Genomic DNA, 24,764 nt, shown 5'->3' on the forward strand with positions numbered 1-24,764 from the left:
CAGGCTCGCTCCCACAGGAAGTGTGGGAGCTGGCCTGCTCGCGAAGGGGCTGGCACAGGCAACAAAAAGCCCGCAGACAATCGCGTGTCTGCGGGCTTCATCGTTTCTGGGCTAACGCTTATACCCGGCGTTCATGCATACGCGCCAGTTGCCGCTCGAGCATCGACGGATAAGGCTCCATCAACCGCTCCACACAGCAGGCACCCTCAGGGCTGGCGATCGGACGGATCCGCGCGCGCTGGCGGATCAGCGTGTCGTCACCGATCTTGCGCTCGACCAGCAGCAGGTTGCGGCTGTGTTGCGACAGCGCCAGGGCATCCTGGGCGGAGTCGGTCAGCAGCAGATCTATCTGGCTCAGGCCGAACAGCTCGTCGCCGAGGGTCAGGCCCAGCTGCAATTGCAGGGTGATGCCGCTGTCGGCGACTTCGATCTGCAACTGGTGGCCCAGCGCCCGCAACAGCTCGCCGCAGCAGATGGCATTGGTCAGGTAATCGTCGCCGCTGTCTTCGGTGTGGAACAACATCAGCGTGCTGCCGTCGTTCAGGGTCTCGATTTCGCCCTGATACAGCGACGCGGCCTGCTCCAGGCAGTCGCGATAGCGATCCTGCAACTCTTCCAGACGTGCACGCGGCAAACGGCGCAGTTGTTCTTGCGAGCCCAGTTGTACCGCCAGCACCGCCGTGTGTTGCGGCACGCTTGGAGTTGGTCGGCGCACCGCCGGTTGTGCGGTTTCGTCCAGCGACTCGTCACGCAGATCGGCGAACGGGTCTTCGTCATCGTCGTCTTCAACGGTGCTGACCACATGGCGTGGCGCAGGCTTCTGCGCGGCCATCGGGCGGCTTTCGTCGAAACTCGGATCACGCAGGTTACGCACTTCGAATTCCGGCTCGTCGTCTTCGAACTCGGGTTCTGGCTCGGGCTCCGGTTCGGCCGGCTCCGGGGCGTAGTTGGCGTGCAACTGGCGGGCAAGATCGCCGATCTCGTCCTGACGCTCGATCCCCGGCGTGTATTCGTCGATCCGGCGCAGCCACACGCGCAGTTGCAGCAGCGGCGTGGAAATGTGCCGGCCCAGACGCAGGCTCAGGGCCAGGGACAGTGCCAGCAGGATCGCACTCAGAATGCCCATGCTTTGCAGGCTGATGGTCATCGGCTGCTGGAACTGATCCATGTCCAGGCTGATGCGCAGTTGCCCGGCGGTCACGTCCTGGAAGGTGATCTTGCTCTCGTACATGCCCTCGGCTTCGCCCAGCAGGCCGTGCTTGGGCCGCTGACCGGACTCGGCGAGGATGCGGTTGTCCACGCTGTAGATGGCGGCGTGAGCCACCAGCTTGTTCTTGGTCAGGTTATTGAGCAGCACGTTGAGGCTGAGGATGTCGTTGGACACCAGCAACTCGGTGGCGGAGGTGGCTGTCTGCGTGGTCAGGCTTTCGCCCAGCGCATCGGCCTGCTCGTGCATGGCCTGCTTGAACTGCAGGCCCATCACGCAGGCATAGATCACCAGGGCCAGGGCGACCAGGATCACGTTATGGCTGGCAATGCGCAATGCAATCGGTACACGGCGGTGGCGCAGTGCACGGAAGATCAGCAGAAAGAAGTTATCGGTTTTAACTGGCGTGGGCCGGTTCACTGAGCTCGGCTCTTTTGTCCGTGAAGTTGACGCGCAGTATAGCGACAGGCCCTAGACCGGCAAAGCGCTGGCGGTGCCCGATGGTCACTGAAAGTGGGTAGAATGCGGTTTTTTTCCAGTTGCGGGGGTGCGCGTTGCGCGAAATCGTCCTGATTAACATCACGGGAGTCGACCGTCCGGGTCTGACGGCAGCCATTACCGGTGTTCTGGCCCAGGGTGGTGTGAATATCCTCGACATCGGTCAGGCGGTGATTCACGACATGCTGTCGTTCGGCATCCTCGTGGAAATTCCCGACTCCGAGCAAGGCAAGTCGGTGCTCAAGGACATCCTGTTCAAGGGCTATGAGCTCGACCAGCAGGTGCGCTTCACCCCGGTGTCCGAAGAGGATTACCAGCAATGGGTGGGCAATCAGGGCAAGAAACGCCACATCGTTACCCTGCTGACCCGCAAGGTCACCGCCGGCCAGTTGCAGGCTGTGAGCTCGATCACCGCCAAATACGGCCTGAACATCGACCACATCGACCGTCTGTCGGGTCGTATGCCACTGGACACGCCGGCCGACAAGGGCAAGGGCTGCATCGAATTCTCCGTGCGTGGCGAAGCCGACGATCCGCAGGCCTTGCGCGCCGAATTCCTCAGCGTTGCTCAGGAACTGAACGTCGACATCGCTTTTCAGGAAGATTCGCTGTTCCGTCGCAACCGTCGTCTGGCCGTGTTCGACATGGACTCGACCCTGATCGAAGCCGAAGTCATCGATGAACTGGCCAAAGCCGCAGGTGTCGGCGACCAGGTTTCGCAAATCACCGAGCGGGCAATGGCCGGCGAGCTGGACTTTCGCGCCAGCTTCAAGGAGCGTCTGGCGCTGCTCAAGGGCCTCGATGTCAGCGTACTTGATTCGATCGGCGCCTCGCTGCGCCTGACCGAAGGCGCTGAAACCCTGTTCGCCGAACTCAAGCGCCTGGGCTACAAGACCGCGATCCTGTCGGGCGGCTTCACCTACTTCGCCAAGCAGTTGCAGGCCAAACTCGGCATCGATTACGTGTTCGCCAACGAACTGGAAGTGGTCGACGGCAAATGCACCGGCGTGGCGATCGAGCCGATCGTCGATGCCCAGCGCAAGGCCGATCTGCTGAAGCAGCTGGCTGAAAAAGAAGGTTTGCGTCTGGAACAGACCATCGCCGTGGGCGATGGCGCCAACGACCTGCCGATGCTGGCGATTGCCGGTCTGGGCGTGGCGTTCCGCGCCAAGCCGTTGGTCAAGCAGTCGGCGAAACAAGCGATTTCCACCCTCGGGCTGGATGGCGTGCTTTATCTGCTGGGCTTCCGGGATCGCGACGGGCAGCTCTGAAAGCTCTGCCGCCAGAGCTGCCCCCTTCGCGAGCAAGCTCGCTCCCACATTGGAATGCATTTCAAATGTGGGAGCGAGCTTGCTCGCGAAGGGGGCGCCCCGGATTATCCGACTCCACTCAAAGTGATTTCCACAACGAGTCGAAATCCTCCTCGCTTCCGCCATTTTGTGCGGCTTCCAGCGAACGATAGGCAAACTGATTGAAACTGTGTGTGCTTGCCACCCGCCGATCCAGCCCGGCGCGGTGTTCTTCGCCCTGGGTGTTGATCAGCACTTTATTGCCTTCCTGAAACGGCAGTCGTGGCGCCAATAGCGTCGCGGGCAAGTCGATGGCGCTGATCTCCGGCAACAGCAAGCCTCGCAAGTAATGACTGTGATCATCCCGCGTGCGCACCAGTTGCAAGCCGCAGGGCTGGGCGTGTGGCGCCACCAGCTCGATGCCCATTTGGGTCCCGGCACCACGCACTTGGCGGATCCAGCGCACCACGGCAATGCTCCAGCCCTGGTTGAGGCTGTCCTGAATCCCGACCATTTCCCCCGCCTGCAATTCGGCCGGCACGTCCTTTGGCCAGGCCAGGCAATAACCGCCGGGGCTGTGGTTAATCACCGGCAAGGCATAGGTCGGGTAATGCGGCGGGCTGTCGGCGTCGCCTTCATCGTCGATCAGCGGTTCGTAACGAATTTCCTCGTAGGGCAAAAGCTCATCGGATGTGCTCTGCGGTGCGGCGTCAAATGCCTGGCTCCAGCTGTCCTTTTCGCCCTGAACCACCGCGCGGCTAAAATTCGCCGCACGGGCGCCGGGGTGCTTGAGCAGTTCGCTGAAGGTGCGTTCGCCACCGAGGTAAAAGTGCAGGGCGCTCATGCCGACGCACACGGTCAGGTTGCCCTGGCCGACGGTGCGCTGGAAGCTGCGTTCGGCGGCTTCGCCCCAGGTGGCGTGCAGGTGTTGCAGGGTGTCGAGGGTCAGGCCGGACGGCACGGGCAGCGGGGTAGTCGCATCCTGATGCAGCAGGTGGGCCTCGATGGCATTCACCAGCGGTTGTGGATCGAAACCGAGCAGGCTGGCCTGTTGCTCGCTGCGAAATTGGGAGCGATAGCGCGGGCCGGCGTCGATGTCTGCCGAGACCGCGAACAACCCCTCGCCCGGGTTGGCGGGATGCAGCTTCAGCCATGCGCTCCAGGGCTCCACCACTTGGGTCAGACGCGCGATCTGATTTTGCCGCAACTGATTGCAGCGGGCGCTGCCCAGCAGCAGGGCGGCGAGGTAGGTCTGTTCGACGCTCAACTCGCCGGTCAGGCTGGCAAGGTCGTCGCGCAGCCGGCGATGTTGCAGTTGCAGCTCGCAGGCGCAGCGAAACAACTGATGCAATTCAAACCACAGGTGTTCCGGTGCAGGGCTGTAGAGCTGAGTGGCGCGAACCAGTTGCCCGTTCATGGCGTGAGTTGCCCGTTGCAACGCTTCGCTCACCAGTGATGCGCGATCCTTGCTGTACTTCGGCACTATGCGCAGGACGATCTGTTTGTAACCGAAAGCCAGATGGCTTTGCAGTGCCTGGCACAGGTTGCTGATCTTGCGTGAACGCTCATCGAGCATGATCGCCTGATGCAGAAAATGTCGTTCCAGGTGTTGGCAGACGAAGTAAACCTCCGGGCGCAGCAGCTCCAGCAGATGCAGGCGGTTGTCGCTAGGGGTCAGCAGTTGATTGAGTTCACCGAGGCCTTGATACAGCAGGCGCGCGGTTTCGCCGATGTTGGCCTTGGGCAGGCCGGCGATCCAGCGCTTGAGGTCGCGCGGGGTGGCTTCACAGAAGGATAGGCGCAACTGCGTAGGTGTCGGGGCGCTCAGTTTCGGTCGGGATCGTGGCTCACTCATGCCGTGACAAGCTCCGGCGGCGAATAGGGCAATGCCAAAAACTCTAGCAGTTGTGGTCTTTTTCGCAGGCGATTGTCAGGCTTTTTTACCGTTGGTCTGCTGGCCTGGTGCCATTTCGGCAGGCGCTACTAGGCTCTCAGGCGTGCCATCGGAAACGCACGGTTGCACGGCCTGCCGCAACGTCGGGCAGGTCTCTGAAAAACTTCAAGGAGATGAGGTTCATGTCTAAATACGCAGTGGCAAATCAATGGGGCGGTAGTTCGGCACCTTGGCATCCGGGTGGAACCTGGGTGCTGGGCGCGCGGGACAACCAGAACGTCGTCGCGATCGAGATCAAGTCCGGCGACGGTGGCAAAAGCTTCACCGGCACCATGACTTACGCCGGCGAAGGCTCTATTGGCTTCAAGGCTCAGCGCACTGGCCAGAACCAGTACAACGTCGAAAACCAGTGGGGTGGCAACGATGCCCCTTGGCATCCAGGTGGCAAATGGGTGATCGGCGGGCGGGATAACCAGAACGTTATCGCGCTGAGCGTCACGTCCAATGACGGAGGGAAAAACCTCAGCGGCACCAATACCTACGCCAACGAAGGGCCGATCGGCTTCCGTGGGCAGATAGAGTAACGGCGCCACTCAGGTCGTGTCCGCCCCTTCGCAGACGTGCGAAAGGGCGGATCAACAGGTTCAGGCGTTCGACTGTGCGAGGGCTTGCCCCATCTGTACCGGCGAGCCGGCTTTCAGTTCTTCAACCCACTTCACCTGATCCGGCCCGAACAGCACGATCGCGGTCGAACCCAGCTTGAAGCGACCCAGTTCCGCACCTTTTTCCAGGTGAATCGGGGCACGGGCGGCTTCGTCGTAACGGAAGGTTTTCAGCTCACGCTTCGGTGGCGTGACCAGACCGGCCCACACGGTTTCGATCGATGCCACGATCATCGCGCCCACCAGTACCACGGCCATCGGACCGCGCTCGGTGTCGAAGATGCACGCCACGCGCTCGTTGCGGGCGAACAGTTCCGGAACGTTTTCCGCAGTGGTCTGGTTGACCGAGAAGATCCGGCCCGGGATGTAGACCATTTCGCGCAAGGTGCCGGCCAGCGGCATGTGTACGCGGTGGTAATCCTTCGGCGACAGGTAAACAGTCGCGAATTCACCGCCCATGAACGGCGCCGCATTGGCCGCATCGCCGCCCAGCAGTTCCAGCACGCTGAAGCTGTGGCCCTTGGCCTGGAAGATACGGCCGTGCTCGATCGGGCCGAGCTGGCTGATCGCACCGTCGGCCGGGCTGAGGATCGCGCCCGGGGTCTGGTCCAGCGGACGTGCGCCGTCTTTCAGTGCGCGGGTGAAGAAGGCGTTGAAGTGCTCGTAGGCGGTGACGTCTTCAACCAGTGCCTGCGACATGTCCACTTGATAACGCTTGGCGAACCAGGTGGTGAAGGCATTCTTGAACCAGCGCACGCGGCATTCGGCGACGCAGCCGGCAAGGCGCGACAGCAAGTGATGCGGCAGCAGGTATTGGCTGATGATAAACAAACGCTCTTTCATGACTGTCCTTAAAAATCCTTAAAGCTCGACGGGGGTGTCGGGGTGGTTGCCCCATTCGCCCCAGGAACCGGCGTAGCCCTTGACCCGCGGATAACCGAGAGCCTTGGCCACCAGATAAGTGAAACCGGACCGGTGATGGGTCTGGCAGTGGGTAATGATTTCTTTGTCCTGGGTGATCCCGAGGTTTTCGAGGATCTGCGGCATGTCGGTGCGGATGCGCAGCTGACGCGCCTGATCCATGCCTGCCGTCCATTCGAAATTGACCGCGCCGGGGATGTGCCCGCCCTTGGCCGCCAGGACTTTCTCGCCGGAATACTCCAGTGGCCCGCGAGCGTCCCAGATCGCCAGGTCAGCGGCGCCGAGACGGCTTTGCAGGTATTCACGGGTGGCGGTCGGTTCCTCGTGCAGGGTCAGGGCAACCGGGCCGCCCATCGCCGGAGGAATCTGGATCGACATCGGCGAACCTTCCGCCAGCCACGCCGGCAGACCGCCGTCGAGGTAGTGGTATTTGTCGTGACCGATCACGTCGAGCAGCCAGATGAAACGCCCGGCCCAGCCACCGCCTTCGTCGTCATAGACCACGTAGACCGCGTCCTTGCGGTGGCCCAGTTCACCGAACAGTTCTTCGAGTTTTTCTTTGCTCGGCAACAGGCCCGGAGCCGGCGCCTGACCCAGCTGGGTGCGTTTCGGATCGACAAAACGTGCGCCGGGAATGTGTCCCTCGGCGTAGCGGGCGGCACTGGTCAGATCCACCAGAATCAGATCGCGGGATTCGAGGCGCGGCAGCAGGTCGCTCGGCTCGATCACCAGGGCCAGGCCAGAGAAATCAGACATGTGAGGTCTCCAGAGCACAAAGGGGAAGGATTGTAGCTGTCATTGGTCGCGCTGGCTAAAACTGTGCAGGGCTTTCTCGATGCACTGCGCGGTTTTGCCGAACGCTTGCACGGTGATGTCGGCGAACGGCCCTCCACCCTGGTCGGCGACCACGATCATGATCACCCGGCCGTTGTTCACCAGCGAGCGCAGGAACAGGTGTTCGCCACGAAACAGCGTGCGCAGCGAGGGCGGCAGCAGGGCGGAAAACTGAGCATTGTTGTCCGGGGTGATCCGCACCTGCGCCTGCTGCGCGAGCAAGCGTTGCAGCACCGAACTCTGGCTGACGACGAAATTGAGCGCGGCGGCCTCCTTCGGCAACCCCGAGGTTTGATGGACGCGCAGATTGGCGTGGCTGCGGTCGGCCATCAGGATCATCACCCGGCGCATGCCGCTGGCGATCAGCGCGTCGCGGGCAGCGACGGTCAGGCTCATGGCATTGGTAAAGCGGCTTGGCACGGCCAGCAGCTCGGCACATTGCCGGCGCCACTGGGTCAGATCTTCAGCAGACGGCGCCGCAGCCGGCAGCATTCCGGCGGGCAGGCGACGGGTGCCCCACGGCCACAGCAGCGAAACCGCCGGGTGCCACAGGTCCGGCATGGAATGATGGCGAGCGCTGACGGCGGCCTGTTGGTGCAACTGCTGTTGCACCTCCTCCATCGAGATCTGCAGGTAGAGGCTGGTCAGGTATTGCCAGCGCTCGCTGTGTGGACTGTCCCAGGCCTGTTGCGCCGAGAGTGCCAGGCCGTTGGCCAGCAACACGGTGTTGGCCGGTTGATTGAGCCAGCGGCGCAGGGTCGGATCGTCATCGAGGCGATTCTGCTGGCGCAGCGGATGATCGACGTCGCGGGCAATGCGCAGGACTTTGACCAGTTCGCGCTGCTCGGTCAGCAGCAGCCGGTAACCTTGTTGCACCCAGATCGGCAGACGCCAGGCTTCCACCAGCGCTTCGCCGATTTTCAGCAGGCGCACGCCGAACAGTTGCTTCTCCACGTCGCGAGCCGATTCGCCCTTGTGGATAACCCGCACTTCCCACTCTTCAAGCAGTTTGGGAAAGGTCAGCGCCAACGGCCATAGCGGCGACAGAAACAGCAGGCTGCCCCAGTGAATGTCCTGCCACAGGCGCGCGAGGCGGCTGGCAAAGAAACCGTTGGCCTGTTGCGTTGCGTGCTGGCTGATCATCTGCAACTGGCGAAGGGCCTGGGGGATCTGTGCGGCGGGTTCGGCAGGCAGGCGAGCGAGCAGCTCTTCAGTGCGGGCAAGGCCGAGGCGATTGATCGCCACTTCGAGGTTTTCCGCCGGCGCGGTCATGTTGCCGTGGGTGTGGCGGTTGGCTTCGCGGATGATGCTCAGGGCCAGCGCCGGGCTGTCCTGCATCAGGTCGGCGATGTCGCGCAGCGAGCTGCGGTCATCGCGAATCGCCCGGCAGACCCGGTCATGGGCGTCTTGCGGCACCGGCAGGCGAACGCTGTCGAGCAGCTTCACCCAGCCATCGAGTGTGGTCGGTTTTACGTGTGGGACGTTCGTTTCATTAGCCATGTCTGGACGAGATCTTCACTGACGGTAGACGCGCCCGGCATGGGCTAAATTGGCTTTTCGCCTGAACTGGCTATAGTCTGGCGCAGTTTTGCCGATAAGTAGAAGAAGAGATTTTTTAACTTCCGAATATGACCTTGAACCCGACTTAAATAAGTACTTTCTACCTATGGCTAAAATTATCGGCATCATCGTCGTATTCGCGAGCGTGCTCGGCGGATACGTGCTCTCCCACGGCAAGATTGCCGCCCTGATCCAGCCCTTCGAGGTGATGATCATCGGTGGTGCTGCACTCGGTGCATTCCTGCAGGCCAACCCCGGCTACATGACGATGCACGTGCTCAAGAAATCCCTGAGCATGTTCAGTTCGCGTTTCAGCCACACGTTCTATCTGGAAGTGCTGGGCCTGATCTACGAGATCCTCAACAAGAGCCGCCGCGAAGGCATGATGGCCATCGAAGGCGACATCGAAGATGCCGCTGCGAGCCCGATCTTCGCCAAGTACCCGGCGGTACTGAAAGACGAGCGCATGACTGCGTTCATCTGTGACTACCTGCGCATCATGTCGTCCGGCAACATGGCTCCCCACGAGCTGGAAGGCCTGTTCGACATGGAGCTGTATAGCCTGAAGGAAGAACTGGAACATCCTTCGCACGCCGTCAACGGCATTGCCGACGGCATGCCCGGCTTCGGTATCGTCGCGGCGGTACTGGGTATCGTGGTGACCATGGCTTCGCTGGGTGACGGTGATCAGAAGTCCATCGGCCTGCACGTGGGTGCGGCACTGGTAGGTACCTTCTTCGGTATTCTCGCGGCATACGGTTTCTTCGGCCCGCTGGCGCACTCCCTGGCGCACGATGCCAAGGAAGAGCTGAACGTCTACGAAGCCATCAAGGCCTCGCTGGTGGCTTCGGCTTCCGGCATGCCGCCGTCGCTGGCTGTCGAGTTCGGTCGCAAGGTTCTGTACCCGGCTCACCGTCCAAGCTTTGCCGAGCTGGAACAAGCCGTTCGCGGTCGTTAAGTCATGGAAAATAACCAGCCAATAATCGTCAAGCGCGTCAAACGCATTGCCGGCGGGCATCACGGCGGGGCGTGGAAGATCGCCTTCGCCGACTTCGCGACGGCGATGATGGCGTTCTTCCTGGTGTTGTGGCTGCTGTCCACCGCGACCCCGGAGCAGAAGATCGCCATCGCCGGTTACTTCAAGGACCCGGTCGGTTTCTCCGAGAGCGGCACGCCGTACATCATTGACCTGGGCGGCACGCCGACCCTGGCGCCGGAAAACACCCTCAATCCTGAAGTGAAGTCGCAGCCGCAACCGGACAAGGTCACGGTCGACACCGAGCAGGTTGAAGGCATGGCCGAGCAGGTCGAGAAGGAACGTCTGGAACTGTTGCTGCAGGAACTGCAGAACAAGGTCGACGAGAACCCGCAACTGCAGAAATTCAAGGACCAGATCCTGTTCGAGATCACGCCGAACGGCTTGCGCATCCAGATCATGGACGCCGAGAACCGGCCGATGTTCGACTCCGGTTCTGCACGCCTGAAGCCGTACTTCGAAGACATCCTGCTGGCCATGGCCGACACCATCAAAGCGGTGCCGAACAAGATCAGCATCAGCGGTCACACCGATGCCAAGCCTTACGTGGGCAACGGCGACTTCGGCAACTGGGAGCTTTCGGCCAACCGTGCCAACGCCGCCCGGCGTGCGCTGGTGGCAGGCAGTTATCCGGACGCTCAAGTGGCTCGCGTGGTGGGTTACGCCTCGTCGGCACTGTTCGACAAGGAGAACCCGTTCAACCCGGTCAACCGTCGTATCGACATCGTGGTGCTGACCAAGAAGGCCCAGGCGGCCATCGAAGGTGCGCAAGGTGCCGACCCGTCGAAACCGGCGGATCAAGGCCAGAACGGTGCGGCACCGGCCACACCGGTCGACCCGAACGCCTTGCCGGCGGATCAGCAGCCAGTGCCTGCGCACGAACTGCGCGAGCGGTTGAACCTGTTCGACGACCCGCTGCCGAAACCAACCGAGCCGGGCGCAGCGGCACCAGCCCCAGCGCCTGCTGCACCAGCCACTGCTCCGGCTCCCGCGCCGAAACAGTGACCTACAAAAAAGCCGACAGTGATGTCGGCTTTTTTGTGTCTGGCTACTTAAAGGTTTAGTAACCGTTTTCCGGCAAGCTGGCGATGATCGAGCGGTAGCTGTTCATTCGCTGCTGCTGCACGCGGCCGTCTTCCAGGGCCTTGAGCAGTGCGCATCCCGGTTCGCGATCGTGCTTGCAGTCGCGGAAGCGGCAGGTGCCGAGCAGGTCGTTGAACTCGATGAAGCCGGCTTCGACGTCGGCGCGGCTGACGTGGCCGAGGCCGAATTCACGGATGCCCGGGGAGTCGATCAGTTCACCGCCACCCGGGAAGTGGAACAGTCGTGCGGTGGTCGTCGTATGCTGACCCTGACCGGACCACTCGGACAACGGGCCGACGCGGGTTTCGACGTCCGGCAACAGGCTGTTGACCAGCGACGATTTGCCCACACCTGACTGGCCGACGAACACGCTGATGCGTCCGTCGAGCTGTTTCTGCAATTGCTCCATGCCGTTGCCGTGGTGCGCCGAGACTTCCAGTACCGGATAACCCAGCGTGCGATAGACCGCGAGCAAAGCATTGAGCGCCGGAGCGTTCTGCTCGTCGATAAGGTCGAACTTGTTCAGCAGCAGCAACGGGCGGATGCCGGCGTGCTCGGCGGCGACCAGATAACGGTCGATCAGGTTCGCATGGGGCTCGGGCAGCGGGGCGAAAACGATGACGATCATGTCGACGTTGGCGGCCACCGGTTTGAGCTGGCCACGGCTGTCCGGACGGCACAGTTCGGTGGTGCGCGGCAGTTGCGCAACGATCACGCCGATGCCCTGGTTGCCGGCGCGCCAGACCACCTGGTCGCCCGTCACCAGCGCCGGCAGGTTGGCGCGCAAGTGGCAGCGGAAGACCTGGCCGGCCAGTTCGCCGTCAACGGCCTCGACCTCGACCTGCACACCGAAGTGGGCGATCACCAGGCCGTGCTGTTCCGGGCCCAGATCGCCGCCTTCGAGCGCCTCGACAGCCGAGGACTCGCGTTTGGCGGCGCGGGCGGCGCGTTCGCCCTGAATCTTTTCGATGCGCCAGTTTTGACGACGATTGAGTTGGCGTTTGGCCATGGGTGTTCCGTCTGAAGAATGCAGCGATTAGGTAAAACGGCCGCGAGTTTAGCACGCCCGGCAGGCTGCCTAGGCTAAACTGCGCAGCATTGCTCAGGAGCCGAAATATGCAAAACCCGCAGAATCTGATCTGGATCGACCTCGAAATGACCGGTCTGGATCCGGAAAACGACGTCATCATCGAAATGGCCACCATCGTCACCGACAGTGACCTGAACACCTTGGCCGAAGGCCCGGTGATCGCCATCCACCACAGCGACGAAGTCCTCGCCCGCATGGACGAGTGGAACACCCGCACTCACGGCAATTCGGGCCTGACCCAGCGCGTGCGCGACAGCCGCGTGAGCATGGCCGAGGCTGAAGCCGAAACCATCGCCTTCCTCGAAAAGTGGGTGCCGAAGGGCAAGTCGCCGATTTGTGGCAACAGCATCTGCCAGGATCGCCGCTTCCTTTATACCCACATGAAGTCGCTGGAAAGCTACTTCCACTACCGCAACCTCGACGTTTCCACGCTCAAGGAACTGGCCGCGCGCTGGGCGCCGGATGTGCGTGACAGCTTCAAGAAGGGCAGCACTCACCTGGCGCTGGACGACATCCGTGAGTCCATCGCCGAGCTGCAGCACTACCGCAAGCATTTCATCAAGTTCTGAGATCGGCACCCGCGCCGGGGTGCCCTCTTTTGGTGCCTCTGCGAAGTGAGTAGACTGCGCGCCTTCCTGCCAGGATCGCCACCATGTTGCTGATGCTCTACCTCGTCGCCATTACTGCCGAAGCCATGACCGGCGCCCTGTCTGCGGGCCGTCGTGGCATGGACTGGTTCGGCGTGGTGCTGATCGCCTGTGTTACGGCATTGGGCGGCGGTTCGGTGCGCGACGTGCTGCTCGGGCATTACCCGCTGACCTGGGTCAAACACCCGGAATACCTGGTGCTGACGACCATTGCGGCGATGATCACCGTGTTCACCGCACGCTGGATGCGTCATCTGCGCTCGCTGTTTCTGGTGCTCGACGCGGTCGGTCTGGTGGCGTTCACCCTGATCGGCTGCATGACCGCCCTGGAAATGGGGCACGGCATGCTGGTGGCTTCGGTCAGCGGCGTGATCACCGGGGTATTCGGGGGCATCCTGCGCGACATCTTCTGCAACGACATTCCCCTGATCTTCCGTCGCGAACTCTACGCCAGCGTTTCGTTCGCTGCGGCGTGGTGCTACATGCTCTGTCTGTTCCTGAATGTGCCGAGCGAGCAGGCGATTCTGATCACGTTGTTCGGTGGCTTTCTACTGCGGTTGTTGGCGATTCGCTTCCACTGGGAAATGCCGAAGTTCGTCTATAACGACGCGCCCTGACGATTGACGTGCTGTTTCAGCGCCCATTCCACATGTTCACGTACCAGTTCTGACGGGTATTCGCGCCGTGCCTTGAGTGCTTCCAGCACTGGAATGCTTGACGGTGCATTTCCCAGTCCCACCGCCAGATTTCGCAGCCAACGCTCGTAACCCGCGCGGCGCAACGGCGAACCCTCGGTGCTGCTGAGGAATTTGTCTTCATCCCACAAGAACAGCTCGGCCAGCTCGGCGTTGTCCAGATTGTGCCGTGGCTTGAAATCGCTTTCGCCAGACGGGCGGGCGAAGCGGTTCCACGGGCAGCAGATCTGGCAATCGTCGCAGCCGAACACCCGGTTGCCGATCAGCGGTCGCAGGTCTTCGGGGATGGCGTTCTTCAGTTCGATGGTCAGGTAGGAAATGCAGCGTCGCGCGTCCAGCACATAGGGGCCGACGAAGGCGTTGGTCGGGCAGATGTCGAGGCACGCGGTGCAGCGCCCGCAATGTTCGGTGCTGTGGGGTTCATCCACTGGCAGCGGCAGGTCGACGAACAGTTCGCTGAGAAAGAAGTAACTGCCAGCCTTGCGGTTCAGCACCAGGGTGTTTTTGCCGATCCAGCCCAGCCCGGCCTGTTCGGCGATGGCTTTTTCCAGCACCGGTGCGCTGTCGACGAAGGCGCGAAAACCGAACGGGCCGATCTCGGATTGAATCTTGTCCGCCAGTTGTTGAACGCGTTTACGGATCAACTTGTGATAATCGCGGCCCAAGGCATAACGCGAGATGTAGGCTTTTTCCGGTTTGGCCAGCAATTGCGCCATTTGTGTGTCGCCCGGCAAGTAGTCCATGCGCAGCGACACCACGCGCAAGGTGCCCGGCACCAGCTCTTCGGGGTGCGAGCGTTTGCTGCCGTGAGCGCCCATGTACTCCATCTCGCCGTGGTAGCCGGCCTCGAGCCAGCGTTGCAGGTGCTGTTCGTGCTCGGCCAGGTCCAGACCGCTGATGCCGACTTGCTGGAAGCCCAGCTCGCGGCCCCAGTCCTTGATGGATTGGGCGAGGGCAGGCAGATCTGTGGTGATGGCGGACATGAGGCGAGAGAAACCGGAGCTGAGGTGCGTATAATTCTGCCAGACATCGGAGCCCGAAGACGCATGCCGCACACTAAAGATCAATTACCCGACGCGCTGTACCGAGCCGCGCAGGTGCGTGAACTCGACGCACGGCTGATCGCCGCCGGCACGCCGGGCTTCGAATTGATGCAGCGTGCCGCCCATGCCACGTGGCGCGCGCTGGTACGCCAATGGCCCGCCGCGAATGAAATGACGGTGCTGGCCGGACATGGCAACAACGCCGGCGATGGTTATCTGGTGGCGGCGCTGGCCCACCGGGCGGGTTGGCAGGTTCAGGTGCTGGCTGTCGGCGACCCGCAGCGCTTGAAGGGCGATGCCGCCGTGGCGCACGCCGAAGCCGTGGCCGATGGCGTCTCGATTGCAGCATGGGACTTGTCCTGCGAGTTGCGCGGTATCGTGGTTGACGCGTTGCTCGGTACTGGTCTGAGCGGCGAGGTGCGTGAGCTCTATGTCGCTGCGATCGCTGCGATCAACGCCAGCGGATTGCCGGTGGTGGCGGTCGATATCCCTTCCGGGTTGTGCGCTGACACTGGTCATGCGCTGGGTGATGCAGTGCACGCTGATCTCACCGTGACCTTCATCGGCTTGAAGCTCGGACTGTTCACGGGCGCGGCAGCGGATCATGTCGGCGAACTGCTGTTTAACGATCTGCAGGCCTCGGCCGAAAACTTCAGTGACATTCCTGCCGCCGCTCAACGTCTCAACGCGGTTAACCTGCCGCGTCTGGCGGCCCGCGCGCCGGCGGCGCACAAGGGGCGTTTCGGCCATGTGCTGCTGATCGGCGGCGATCACGGCTTTGGCGGGGCGATCCTGCTGAGCACCGAAAGCGCGTTGCGCAGCGGGGCCGGGATGGTGTCGCTGGCGACCCGCCCGGAACATGTGCCAGCGGCGTTGAGCCGGGTGCCGGAAGCCATGGCGCTGGGCACTTCTTCGGCCAATCAATTGATGGGGCTGCTGGAAAAGGTGTCCGTGCTGGTGGTCGGGCCGGGGCTTGGGCAGGCCGGTTGGGGCAGGGCGCTGTTGTCGGCCGCCGCCAATGCCTCGCTGCCGCAGGTGTGGGATGCCGATGCGCTGAACCTGCTGGCCTGCGGTTTTGTCAGTCTGCCCAAGGATTGCGTGATCACGCCGCATCCGGGTGAGGCGGCGCGGCTGCTGGGGATCAGCGCCGCCGACGTGCAGGCCGATCGTCCGGCGGCGGCGCTGGCGTTGAGCAAAAAATATACAGCGGTGGTGGTGCTCAAGGGCGCGGGCAGTTTGATTGCTCATCCCGATGGTCGTCTGGCGCTGTGTCATCAAGGCCATCCGGCCATGGCCACGGCCGGGCTCGGCGATGTGCTGGCCGGTCTGATCGGCGCGCTGCTGGCCCAGGGCATGAATGCGTTCGACGCGGCTTGTCTGGCAGTCTGGCTGCACGCCAACGCCGGGGCGCAACAAGGTAAATTCGGCCGTGGGCTGGCGGCCAGTGATCTGATTCCAGCCATTCGTCAGTTGTTGGAGGAGCATGCACCGTGTCTGAAGTAACCCTGTACCTGGCCGATGAGCAGGCCATGAGCGACTTTGGCGCACGCATCGCCCGTATCACCCAGGGCCATGGCCTGATCTTTCTCGAAGGCAATCTCGGGATGGGTAAAACCACGCTGTCGCGGGGCATCATTCGCGGTCTGGGGCACGTGGGGGCGGTGAAAAGTCCGACCTTCACGTTGGTCGAGCCCTACGAGATCGGTGACGTCCGGGCCTTTCACTTCGACCTGTATCGCCTTGTCGATCCGGAGGAACTGGAGTTTCTCGGGATTCGCGACTATTTCGAAGACGACGCCCTGTGCCTGATCGAATGGCCCGATAAAGGTGCAGGCTTTTTGCCAAAGCCTGACCTGACCATTACCATTAGCCCGCAAGACAGCGGACGTTCGCTGACCATTTTGTCCCAGGGCTCGCGCGGCGAGGCCTGGTGTGCCGCTTTGGCATTGGAAACCAATTGAATGATGGGGTTAGGTATGCGCTTTCGCGCGTTGGTGGCTGCCGCTGGACTGATGTTGATGGCAGTAACCGTCAACGCTGTGGCCGAGACGAAGGTCAACAGCGTGCGCCTGTGGCGGGCGCCGGACAACACGCGACTGGTGTTCGACCTGACAGGCCCGGTGCAGCACAGCGTCTTCACGCTGACCGCGCCGGATCGTCTGGTGATCGACATCAACGGCGCCACCCTCGGCGCGCCGCTGAATGTGCAGACCGCCAACACGCCGATCACCGCCATGCGTTCGGCTCAGCGCACACCGACCGACCTGCGGGTGGTCATCGACCTGAAGAAAGCCGTCACCCCGAAAAGCTTCTCGCTGGCGCCGAATGCGCAATATGGCAACCGTCTGGTGGTCGACCTGTTCGACAACCCGGCTGACGCCGCACCAGCGCCTACGCCTGCGCCGACCCCAACGGTTGCGACCGTTCCTGCGGTACCGGTCACCCCTGCCGAACCTGCGATCAAGTTGCCACCGGCCCCGGCCGGCAAGCGCGACATCATCGTGGTGATCGACGCCGGTCACGGTGGCGAAGACCCGGGTGCATCGGGCTCGCGCGGTCAGCGCGAGAAAGATGTGGTACTGCAGATCGCCCGTGAATTGCAGCGTCAGGTCAACGGCATGAAAGGCTTCCGCGCTGAACTGACCCGTACCGGCGACTACTTCATCCCGCTGCGCGGCCGTACCGAGATTGCCCGCAAGAAGGGCGCGGACCTTTTCGTCTCGATCCACGCCGACGCCGCGCCGTCTGCGGCGGCGCTCGGCGCGTCGGTGTTTGCCCTGTCCGACCGTGGCGCCACTTCGGAAACTGCCCGTTGGCTGGCCGACAGCGAAAACCGTTCCGACCTGATCGGCGGTGCCGGCAACGTCAGCCTCGACGACAAGGACCGCATGCTGGCCGGCGTTCTGCTCGACCTGTCGATGACCGCCTCGCTGACCTCCAGCCTCAACGTCGGCCAGAAAGTCCTGACCAACATTGGTCGGGTCACTCCACTGCACAAACAGCGGGTGGAACAGGCCGGGTTCATGGTGCTGAAGTCGCCGGACATTCCGTCGATCCTGGTGGAAACCGGCTTCATCTCCAACGCCAACGAGGCGAACAAGCTTTCGGCAGCGAGCCATCAGCAGGCGCTGGCGCGCTCGATCAGCAGCGGCGTACGCCAGTTCTTCCAGCAGAATCCGCCACCGGGCACTTACATCGCCTGGCTGCGTGATTCGGGCAAGATCGCTCAGGGGCCACGTGATCACCGGGTAGGCCCGGGTGAAACCGTGGCGATGATTGCCGTGCGGTATCAGATCTCGCCGGCCACGCTGCGCAGTGCCAACAATTTGAAAAGCGATGATCTGAAAGTCGGTCAGCACCTGACCATTCCCGGCACCGAACTGGCGTCCAAAGAATGAACCAGGTCCTGAACGCTGCCCGCATCGAACTGCTCAGCCCGCGGTTGGCGAACCAGATCGCCGCCGGTGAGGTGGTCGAACGCCCGGCCTCGGTGATCAAGGAGTTGCTGGAAAACAGCCTCGACTCCGGCGCCAAACGTATCGACGTCGATGTCGAGCAGGGCGGCGTCAAGTTGCTGAGGGTCCGCGACGATGGCAGCGGCATTTCCGCCGATGACCTGCCGCTGGCCCTGGCCCGTCATGCCACCAGCAAGATCCGCAACCTGGAGGACCTCGAGCAGGTGATGAGCCTGGGTTTTCGGGGCGAGGCGCTGGCGTCGATCAGCTCCGTGGCACGCCTGACCCTGACCTCGCGCACCCGCGATGCCGACCAGGCCTGGCAGGTCGAGACCGAAGGCCGCGACATGGCGCCCCGCGTGCAGCCGGCGGCGCACCCGGTCGGCACCTCGGTGGAAGTCCGTGACCTGTTCTTCAACACCCCGGCGCGACGCAAATTCCTCAAGACCGAAAAAACCGAATTCGATCACCTGCAAGAAGTGATTAAGCGTCTGGCGCTGGCGCGTTTCGACGTGGCCTTCCATTTGCGCCACAACGGCAAGACCATCCTCAGCCTGCACGAAGCCCACGATGATGCAGCTCGCGCCCGGCGTGTGGCGGCGATCTGCGGTTCGGGTTTCCTCGAGCAGGCATTGCCGATTGAAATCGAGCGCAATGGCCTGCATTTGTGGGGATGGGTCGGTCTGCCGACCTTCAACCGCAGTCAGGCGGACTTGCAGTATTTCTTCGTCAACGGCCGTGCCGTGCGGGACAAACTGGTGGCTCACGCAGTGCGTCAGGCTTATCGCGATGTGCTGTTCAATGGCCGGCATCCGACGTTCGCACTGTTTTTCGAGGTCGATCCGGCAGCGGTCGACGTCAACGTGCACCCGACCAAGCACGAAGTGCGCTTCCGCGACGGGCGCATGGTGCATGACTTCCTGTATGGCACCTTGCACCGTGCCCTTGGCGACGTGCGGCCGGAAGATCAGCTTACCGGTTCGGTCACCACCGCAATCGTCCGGCCAACCGGCCTTGAAGCCGGTGAGTTCGGACCGCAGGGCGAAATGCGTCTGGCGGCCAATGCGTTGCTGGAACAGCCGCAGGCGCAACCGGCGTTCAATACCTCGTCGGGCGCCAGCGCTGGCGGCGCTTATCAGTATCAATACACGCCGCGCCCGCAATCGACCGTGCCGGTTGCCGAGGCGCAGGCCGCGTACCGCGAGTTTTTTGCGCCGCTGCCCGAGGCGAATGCCAACGCGCTGCCAGCCGGTCAGGAAGACATTCCGCCACTTGGCTATGCGCTGGCCCAGCTCAAGGGCATTTATATTCTGTCCGAGAACGCCCAGGGCCTGGTTTTGGTGGACATGCACGCCGCTCACGAGCGGATCATGTACGAGCGTCTGAAAATTGCCATGGCCAGCGAGGGCCTGAGCGGCCAGCCGCTGCTGGTGCCGGAATCGCTGGCGGTCAGTCAGCGCGAGGCCGATTGCGCTGAAGAGCATGCGGCATGGTTCCAGCGCCTCGGTTTTGAATTGCAGCGCCTTGGCCCGGAAACCCTGGCCATCCGGCAGATCCCGGCCTTGCTCAAGCAGGCCGAAGCCAACCGACTGGTGGGCGATGTCCTGTCGGACTTGATGGAATACGGCACAAGTGACCGGATCCAGGCGCATCTGAATGAACTGCTCGGCACCATGGCCTGCCACGGCGCAATCCGCGCCAACCGCCGCCTGGCCCTGCCGGAAATGAACGGACTGCTGCGTGACATGGAAAACACCGAGCGCAGCGGTCAATGCAACCATGGCCGACCGACCTGGACCCAACTGGGCCTGGACGATCTGGACAAACTGTTCCTGCGCGGTCGTTGATGAGCCAGCTTCCTCCAGCGATTTTCCTGATGGGCCCGACCGCTGCGGGCAAGACCGACCTGGCCATCGAGCTGACCAAGGTGCTGCCGTGCGAGCTGATCAGCGTCGATTCGGCGCTGGTCTATCGCGACATGGACATCGGCACCGCCAAGCCTTCCAAAGAGCTGTTGGCCGAATTTCCCCACCGACTGATCGACATTCTCGACCCGGCCGAAGCCTATTCGGCAGCTGATTTCCGTCGCGATGCGCTGGAGGCCATGGCCGAGATCACCGCACGTGGAAAAATTCCACTGCTGGTGGGCGGCACGATGCTCTATTACAAGGCTTTGGTCGAAGGTCTGGCGGATATGCCGGCGGCCGATCCCGAAGTCCGCGCGCAGATCGAAGAAGAGGCTGCACGCCTTGGCTGGCAAGCCCTGCACGATCAACTGGCGGTCATCGATCCGGAGTCTGCGGCACGCATCCATCCGAACGATCCGCAACGGCTGAGTCGTGCGCTGGAAGTTTACCGGGTCAGCGGTCAGAGCATGACTGAACTGCGCTTGAAACAATCTGTACAAAGTACCGAAGCCGCCGCATCGGGACTGCAACAATTGCCCTATACTGTCGCGAACCTGGCGATTGCTCCAACTAATCGCCAGGTACTGCACGAGCGCATTAAACAAAGATTCACAAATATGCTGGAACAGGGATTCATCGACGAGGTCGTAGCCCTGCGTAATAGAAGTGACCTGCATGCCGGGTTGCCGTCTATACGTGCGGTGGGCTATCGCCAAGTCTGGGATTATCTGGATGGCAAGCTGACGCAGGCTGAAATGCAGGAGCGTGGAATCATCGCCACGCGCCAATTGGCCAAACGCCAGTTCACCTGGCTGCGCAGCTGGAAAGATTTACACTGGCTCGACAGTCTGGATTGCGACAATCTGCCACGCGCCTTGAAATACCTTGGGACGATCTCCATATTGAGCTGAGTCCTTGCAATTGCCGTCTATCCTTGGGGGTGTGGCGGCAAAAGCCATCTGTTTACCTATTTTTTATATTGAATCCTTAAAGGAGTGCGGCACATGTCAAAAGGGCATTCGCTACAAGACCCTTACTTGAATACTTTACGTAAAGAGAAAGTGGGGGTTTCCATCTACCTGGTCAACGGGATCAAGCTGCAAGGCACGATCGAGTCGTTTGACCAGTTCGTTATCCTGCTGAAGAACACCGTCAGCCAGATGGTTTACAAACACGCTATCTCTACAGTCGTGCCGGTTCGTCCAATTCGTCTGCCAAGTGCAACCGAATCCGAAGCAGGTGACGCTGAGCCAGGTAACGCCTGATAGGAGTCTCCTTTGTTCTTTGAGCGCCACGGTGGTGGTGAGCGAGTCATCCTCGTTCACTTGGATGGACAGGACCCTGAGGCGCGCGAAGATCCGCAGGAGTTTCAGGAACTGGCAAATTCGGCTGGCGCCGAGACCGTTGCGTTTTTTAACGTGCCGCGTCATCGGCCAACCGCCAAATACCTGATTGGCAGCGGCAAGGTCGAGGAACTGCGCGACCTGGTCAAGGCTGAAGAAGCCGATCTTGTGATCTTCAATCACGTCCTCACGCCCAGTCAGGAACGTAACCTCGAACGTGTTTTCGAGTGTCGCGTGATCGACCGTACCGGTCTGATTCTCGATATTTTCGCCCAACGCGCCCGTACCCATGAGGGCAAGCTCCAGGTAGAACTGGCCCAGCTTGACCATATGAGCACCCGGCTGGTTCGCGGCTGGACTCACCTTGAGCGTCAAGGTGGTGGTATCGGCATGCGTGGCCCGGGTGAAACCCAGCTCGAAACCGACCGGCGACTGCTGCGGGTTCGCCTGCGCCAGATCAAGGGCCGGCTGGAAAAAGTGCGCAGCCAGCGCGAACAGTCCCGTCGTGGCCGCTCGCGTGCGGATATCCCGACCGTGTCTCTGGTGGGATACACCAACGCCGGCAAGTCCACGCTGTTCAATAACGTGACCAAGTCCGAGGTGTACGCGGCTGACCAGTTGTTCGCCACGCTCGACCCGACCCTGCGCCGTCTGGATCTGGACGACCTGGGGCCGATTGTCCTGGCCGACACGGTGGGATTCATCCGGCACTTGCCACACAAACTGGTCGAGGCATTTCGGTCTACGCTCGAAGAGTCGAGCAACTCCGACCTGCTGTTGCACGTGATCGATGCGGCCGAACCGGATCGCATGTTGCAGATCGAGCAGGTGATGGTGGTGCTGGGCGAGATCGGTGCCCAGGACTTGCCGATCCTCGAGGTCTATAACAAACTCGATTTGCTTGAAGGCGTTGAGCCACAAATCCAGCGCGATGAAAACGGCAAGCCCCAGCGGGTCTGGCTGTCGGCGCGTGATGGCACCGGTCTGGAATTGCTCGAGCAGGCGATTGCCGAGTTGTTGGGCAGTGACCTGTTCGTGGGAACCTTGCGCCTGCCTCAGCGGTTCGCGCGCCTGCGTGCGCAGTTCTTTGAGCTGGGCGCGGTACAGAAAGAAGAACACGACGAAGAAGGGGTCAGCTTGCTGGCCGTTCGATTGCCACGCTCGGAGCTCAATCGACTGGTCAGTCGTGAAGGCGTTGTGCCGACGGAGTTCATCGAGCAACACACTTTGCAATAAAAGCCTGGCAAAGCGGTTGTGCCGCAACGGCAGGCATTCTGTAGCATTGGTCGGCGCGCCGTGGGTGCGTCTTTGCTTTATCAGATGGAGAGCGCTATGGCTTGGAATGAGCCGGGTGGCAACTCGAACAATCAGGATCCTTGGGGTGGCAAGCGTCGCAACAACGGCGACCGCAAGGGGCCGCCGGATCTCGACGAGGCCTTCCGAAAGCTGCAGGAAAGCCTGAACGGGTTGTTCGGTGGTGGAAAAAAACGCGGTGATGACGGTGGTGGTTCGGGCAAGAGCGGCGGCTTCGGCGGCCTGCTCGGCATCGGCCTTGTCGTGCTGGCGGCCGTCTGGCTGTACAGTGCGGTGTACGTCGTGGACGAGCAGGAGCAGGCCGTGGTGCTGCGCTTCGGCAAGTACTACGAGACTGTCGGTCCCGGCCTGAACATCTACTTCCCGCCGATCGACAAGAAGTACATGGAGAACGTCACGCGTGAGCGTGCCTACACCAAGCAGGGCCAGATGCTGACCGAAGACGAGAACATCGTCGAAGTGCCGCTGACCGTGCAGTACAAGATCAGCAACCTGCAGGACTTCGTGCTGAACGTCGACCAGCCGGAAATCAGCCTGCAACATGCGACCGACAGTGCGCTGCGCCATGTGGTGGGTTCCACCGCGATGGACCAGGTGCTGACCGAAGGTCGTGAACTGATGGCCAGCGAGATCAAGGAGCGTCTGCAACGTTTCCTCGATACCTATCGCACCGGTATCACCGTCACCCAGGTCAACGTACAGAGCGCAGCGGCACCGCGTGAAGTGCAGGAAGCCTTCGATGACGTGATCCGCGCCCGTGAAGACGAGCAGCGTTCGCGCAACCAGGCTGAAACCTACGCCAATGGCGTGGTGCCGGAAGCCCGTGGTCAAGCCCAGCGTATCCTTGAAGATGCCAACGGTTACCGTGATGAAACGGTCTCGCGCGCCAAGGGTGAGGCAGATCGCTTCACCAAACTGGTCGCCGAGTATCGCAAGGCGCCCGAGGTCACTCGTCAGCGTCTATATCTGGACACCATGCAGGAAGTCTTCAGCAGCACCAGCAAGGTACTCGTGACCGGCAACAAGAACGGCCAGAGCAACCTGCTTTACCTGCCGTTGGACAAAATGATTCAGAACAGTTCGGGCAGCAATGCACCGGTCACCGGTTCGGCTGCCGCCAGCAACAACACGGACGTCACGCCGCATGTCACTGACGTGCCGCAGTCGCGCACAAGGGAGACCCGCTGATGAGCAATAAATCGCTGATCGCCCTGATCGTTGGCGTTGTTGTGGTACTGGTTGGCTGGAACTGCTTCTACATCGTCGCTCAGACCGAGCGCGCGGTGTTGCTGCAATTCGGTCGCGTGGTTCAGGCTGACGTTCAGCCGGGTCTGCATGTGAAGGTTCCTTACGTTAACCAGGTGCGTAAATTCGACGCACGTCTGATGACGCTGGATGCACCGACACAACGCTTCCTGACGCTGGAAAAGAAAGCCGTGATGGTCGATGCCTACGCCAAGTGGCGCGTGAAAGATGCCGAGCGCTTCTACACCGCAACGTCCGGCCTCAAGCAGATTGCCGACGAGCGTCTGTCCCGTCGTCTGGAATCGGGCCTGCGTGACCAGTTCGGTAAGCGCACCCTGCACGAGGTAGTGTCCGGTGAGCGTGATGCGCTGATGGCTGACATCACCGCGTCGCTGAACAAGATGGCGGAAAAAGAGCTGGGTATCGAAGTGGTCGATGTCCGGGTCAAGGCCATCGATCTGCCGAAAGAAGTGAACCGCAGTGTGTTCGAACGTATGAGCACCGAGCGTGAGCGTGAAGCTCGCGAGCACCGCGCCAAGGGTAACGAGCTGGCCGAAGGCATCCGTGCCGACGCTGATCGTCAACGCCGCGTGCTGCTGGCTGAAGCCTATCGTGAATCCGAAGAGGTTCGCGGTGATGGCGATGCCCAGGCCGCTGCGATCTACTCCAAGGCCTACGGCCAGGATCAGGATTTCTACGCGTTCTACCGTAGCCTGCGTGCCTACCGTGAAAGCTTCGCGAACAAATCCGACGTCATGGTCCTCGACCCAAGCAGCGACTTCTTCAAGTATCTGGAGAAGGCCAAGCCTTGATACGACGTTGACCTGAATCAGTCCGCCCGGCGGCTAAAACCTCGGGCGGGGTGATCCTTTGGGAAAACGTGTGTATGATGCGGCAGCCGGGAAATTCCCGGCTTTTTTGCGTCTGCACGTTTGATTGCTGTTTTTGTTGCAGAAGATCGGGTTGAATGGCCCGACAGTTTTTCGAGGAAAGTGATGGGCGAAGCCGGTAACAGGCCTTTCGCCGCGTCGTTCATGCGCG

Annotated in this window: 22 protein-coding genes; 15 read left to right on the forward strand and 7 right to left on the reverse strand. The window is 61.7% G+C overall.

What is annotated here, in order from left to right:
• Window positions 1-118: 118 nt before the first annotated feature.
• Complete coding sequence (locus N8H71_RS09085; RefSeq protein ID WP_262193717.1) at window positions 119-1,627, reverse strand: AhpA/YtjB family protein; 1,509 nt, start codon at window positions 1,625-1,627, stop codon at window positions 119-121.
• 134 nt (window positions 1,628-1,761) lie between these two features.
• Between N8H71_RS09085 and serB the strand changes: the two genes are divergently transcribed.
• On the forward strand, window positions 1,762-2,976 hold the full coding sequence (gene serB / locus N8H71_RS09090) for a phosphoserine phosphatase SerB (RefSeq protein WP_262193719.1): 1,215 nt from the start codon (window positions 1,762-1,764) through the stop codon (window positions 2,974-2,976).
• A 118-nt stretch (window positions 2,977-3,094) separates the two neighbouring features.
• On the opposite strand, the gene N8H71_RS09095 is transcribed toward serB, so the two are convergent.
• Window positions 3,095-4,849 carry a molecular chaperone gene (locus N8H71_RS09095; protein WP_262193720.1) on the reverse strand — a complete coding sequence of 585 codons (1,755 nt, stop codon included), beginning with the start codon at window positions 4,847-4,849 and terminating at the stop codon, window positions 3,095-3,097.
• Window positions 4,850-5,070: 221 nt separating this feature from the next.
• On the opposite strand from N8H71_RS09095, the gene N8H71_RS09100 reads away from it, so the two are divergent.
• The gene (locus tag N8H71_RS09100; RefSeq protein WP_262193721.1) at window positions 5,071-5,472 is read left to right on the forward strand and encodes a lectin OAA family protein; all 402 of its coding nucleotides are present in this window, start codon (window positions 5,071-5,073) and stop codon (window positions 5,470-5,472) included.
• Between the two features lie 60 nt (window positions 5,473-5,532).
• Here N8H71_RS09100 and asd read toward each other — a convergent pair whose 3' ends face one another.
• Genes asd through N8H71_RS09115 form a run of 3 tightly spaced genes read right to left on the reverse strand, consistent with a single transcriptional unit; the run spans window position 5,533 to window position 8,805 of the window.
• Complete coding sequence (gene asd / locus N8H71_RS09105; protein WP_064379081.1) at window positions 5,533-6,393, reverse strand: archaetidylserine decarboxylase; 861 nt, start codon at window positions 6,391-6,393, stop codon at window positions 5,533-5,535.
• An 18-nt stretch (window positions 6,394-6,411) separates the two neighbouring features.
• Window positions 6,412-7,227, reverse strand: coding sequence for a rhodanese-like domain-containing protein (locus N8H71_RS09110; protein WP_262193722.1), 816 nt, complete (start codon window positions 7,225-7,227; stop codon window positions 6,412-6,414).
• Between the two features lie 39 nt (window positions 7,228-7,266).
• Window positions 7,267-8,805 carry an HDOD domain-containing protein gene (locus tag N8H71_RS09115; RefSeq protein ID WP_262193723.1) on the reverse strand — a complete coding sequence of 513 codons (1,539 nt, stop codon included), beginning with the start codon at window positions 8,803-8,805 and terminating at the stop codon, window positions 7,267-7,269.
• Window positions 8,806-8,971: 166 nt separating this feature from the next.
• Here N8H71_RS09115 and motA point away from each other — a divergent pair, with 166 nt between their 5' ends.
• Together motA and motB are read left to right on the forward strand one after the other, a co-directional pair.
• The gene (motA, locus tag N8H71_RS09120; protein WP_085685206.1) at window positions 8,972-9,823 is read left to right on the forward strand and encodes a flagellar motor stator protein MotA; all 852 of its coding nucleotides are present in this window, start codon (window positions 8,972-8,974) and stop codon (window positions 9,821-9,823) included.
• 3 nt (window positions 9,824-9,826) lie between these two features.
• Window positions 9,827-10,906 (forward strand): flagellar motor protein MotB, encoded by a 1,080-nt coding sequence (motB, locus tag N8H71_RS09125; protein WP_262193724.1) that lies wholly within the window; start codon window positions 9,827-9,829, stop codon window positions 10,904-10,906.
• Window positions 10,907-10,961: 55 nt separating this feature from the next.
• On the opposite strand, the gene rsgA is transcribed toward motB, so the two are convergent.
• A complete protein-coding gene (gene rsgA / locus N8H71_RS09130) occupies window positions 10,962-11,993 on the reverse strand; it encodes a small ribosomal subunit biogenesis GTPase RsgA (RefSeq protein WP_262193726.1) in 1,032 nt (343 codons plus the stop codon).
• A gap of 107 nt (window positions 11,994-12,100) precedes the next feature.
• Here rsgA and orn point away from each other — a divergent pair, with 107 nt between their 5' ends.
• Together orn and N8H71_RS09140 are read left to right on the forward strand one after the other, a co-directional pair.
• Complete coding sequence (orn, locus tag N8H71_RS09135; protein ID WP_007950739.1) at window positions 12,101-12,643, forward strand: oligoribonuclease; 543 nt, start codon at window positions 12,101-12,103, stop codon at window positions 12,641-12,643.
• Between the two features lie 83 nt (window positions 12,644-12,726).
• Window positions 12,727-13,338 carry a trimeric intracellular cation channel family protein gene (locus N8H71_RS09140; protein ID WP_039766632.1) on the forward strand — a complete coding sequence of 204 codons (612 nt, stop codon included), beginning with the start codon at window positions 12,727-12,729 and terminating at the stop codon, window positions 13,336-13,338.
• Here the strand turns inward: N8H71_RS09140 and queG are convergent.
• Window positions 13,320-14,399 (reverse strand): tRNA epoxyqueuosine(34) reductase QueG, encoded by a 1,080-nt coding sequence (queG, locus tag N8H71_RS09145; protein ID WP_262193727.1) that lies wholly within the window; start codon window positions 14,397-14,399, stop codon window positions 13,320-13,322. The two genes, N8H71_RS09140 and queG, sit on opposite strands and share 19 nt — an antisense overlap.
• Before the next feature lie 63 nt (window positions 14,400-14,462).
• On the opposite strand from queG, the gene N8H71_RS09150 reads away from it, so the two are divergent.
• The 9 genes from N8H71_RS09150 to hflC all read left to right on the forward strand — a co-directional run bounded on the left by N8H71_RS09150 (window position 14,463) and on the right by hflC (window position 24,535).
• Entirely contained in the window at window positions 14,463-15,962 is a 1,500-nt protein-coding gene (locus N8H71_RS09150) for an NAD(P)H-hydrate dehydratase (RefSeq protein ID WP_262193728.1), read from the forward strand.
• A complete protein-coding gene (gene tsaE / locus N8H71_RS09155; protein WP_007950729.1) occupies window positions 15,950-16,420 on the forward strand; it encodes a tRNA (adenosine(37)-N6)-threonylcarbamoyltransferase complex ATPase subunit type 1 TsaE in 471 nt (156 codons plus the stop codon). Before N8H71_RS09150 ends, tsaE begins: the two co-directional genes overlap by 13 nt.
• Window positions 16,421-16,471: 51 nt before the next feature.
• The gene (locus N8H71_RS09160; RefSeq protein ID WP_431768305.1) at window positions 16,472-17,857 is read left to right on the forward strand and encodes an N-acetylmuramoyl-L-alanine amidase; all 1,386 of its coding nucleotides are present in this window, start codon (window positions 16,472-16,474) and stop codon (window positions 17,855-17,857) included.
• On the forward strand, window positions 17,854-19,761 hold the full coding sequence (gene mutL / locus N8H71_RS09165; protein ID WP_179692857.1) for a DNA mismatch repair endonuclease MutL: 1,908 nt from the start codon (window positions 17,854-17,856) through the stop codon (window positions 19,759-19,761). Before N8H71_RS09160 ends, mutL begins: the two co-directional genes overlap by 4 nt.
• Window positions 19,761-20,732 (forward strand): tRNA (adenosine(37)-N6)-dimethylallyltransferase MiaA, encoded by a 972-nt coding sequence (gene miaA, locus N8H71_RS09170; RefSeq protein ID WP_262193729.1) that lies wholly within the window; start codon window positions 19,761-19,763, stop codon window positions 20,730-20,732. The genes mutL and miaA overlap by 1 nt, the downstream gene beginning before the upstream one ends.
• A 93-nt stretch (window positions 20,733-20,825) precedes the next feature.
• Complete coding sequence (gene hfq, locus N8H71_RS09175; RefSeq protein ID WP_007902656.1) at window positions 20,826-21,086, forward strand: RNA chaperone Hfq; 261 nt, start codon at window positions 20,826-20,828, stop codon at window positions 21,084-21,086.
• A 12-nt stretch (window positions 21,087-21,098) separates the two neighbouring features.
• Window positions 21,099-22,400 (forward strand): ribosome rescue GTPase HflX, encoded by a 1,302-nt coding sequence (hflX, locus tag N8H71_RS09180; protein WP_262193730.1) that lies wholly within the window; start codon window positions 21,099-21,101, stop codon window positions 22,398-22,400.
• A 96-nt stretch (window positions 22,401-22,496) separates the two neighbouring features.
• Window positions 22,497-23,666: an FtsH protease activity modulator HflK gene (gene hflK / locus N8H71_RS09185; protein WP_039766653.1), complete on the forward strand. Its 1,170-nt coding sequence runs from the start codon at window positions 22,497-22,499 to the stop codon at window positions 23,664-23,666.
• A complete protein-coding gene (hflC, locus tag N8H71_RS09190) occupies window positions 23,666-24,535 on the forward strand; it encodes a protease modulator HflC (protein WP_262193731.1) in 870 nt (289 codons plus the stop codon). The genes hflK and hflC overlap by 1 nt, the downstream gene beginning before the upstream one ends.
• Window positions 24,536-24,764 lie beyond the last annotated feature (229 nt).

It is taken from the genome of Pseudomonas koreensis (assembly GCF_025447595.1).
Taxonomy (GTDB): domain Bacteria; phylum Pseudomonadota; class Gammaproteobacteria; order Pseudomonadales; family Pseudomonadaceae; genus Aquipseudomonas; species Aquipseudomonas koreensis_H.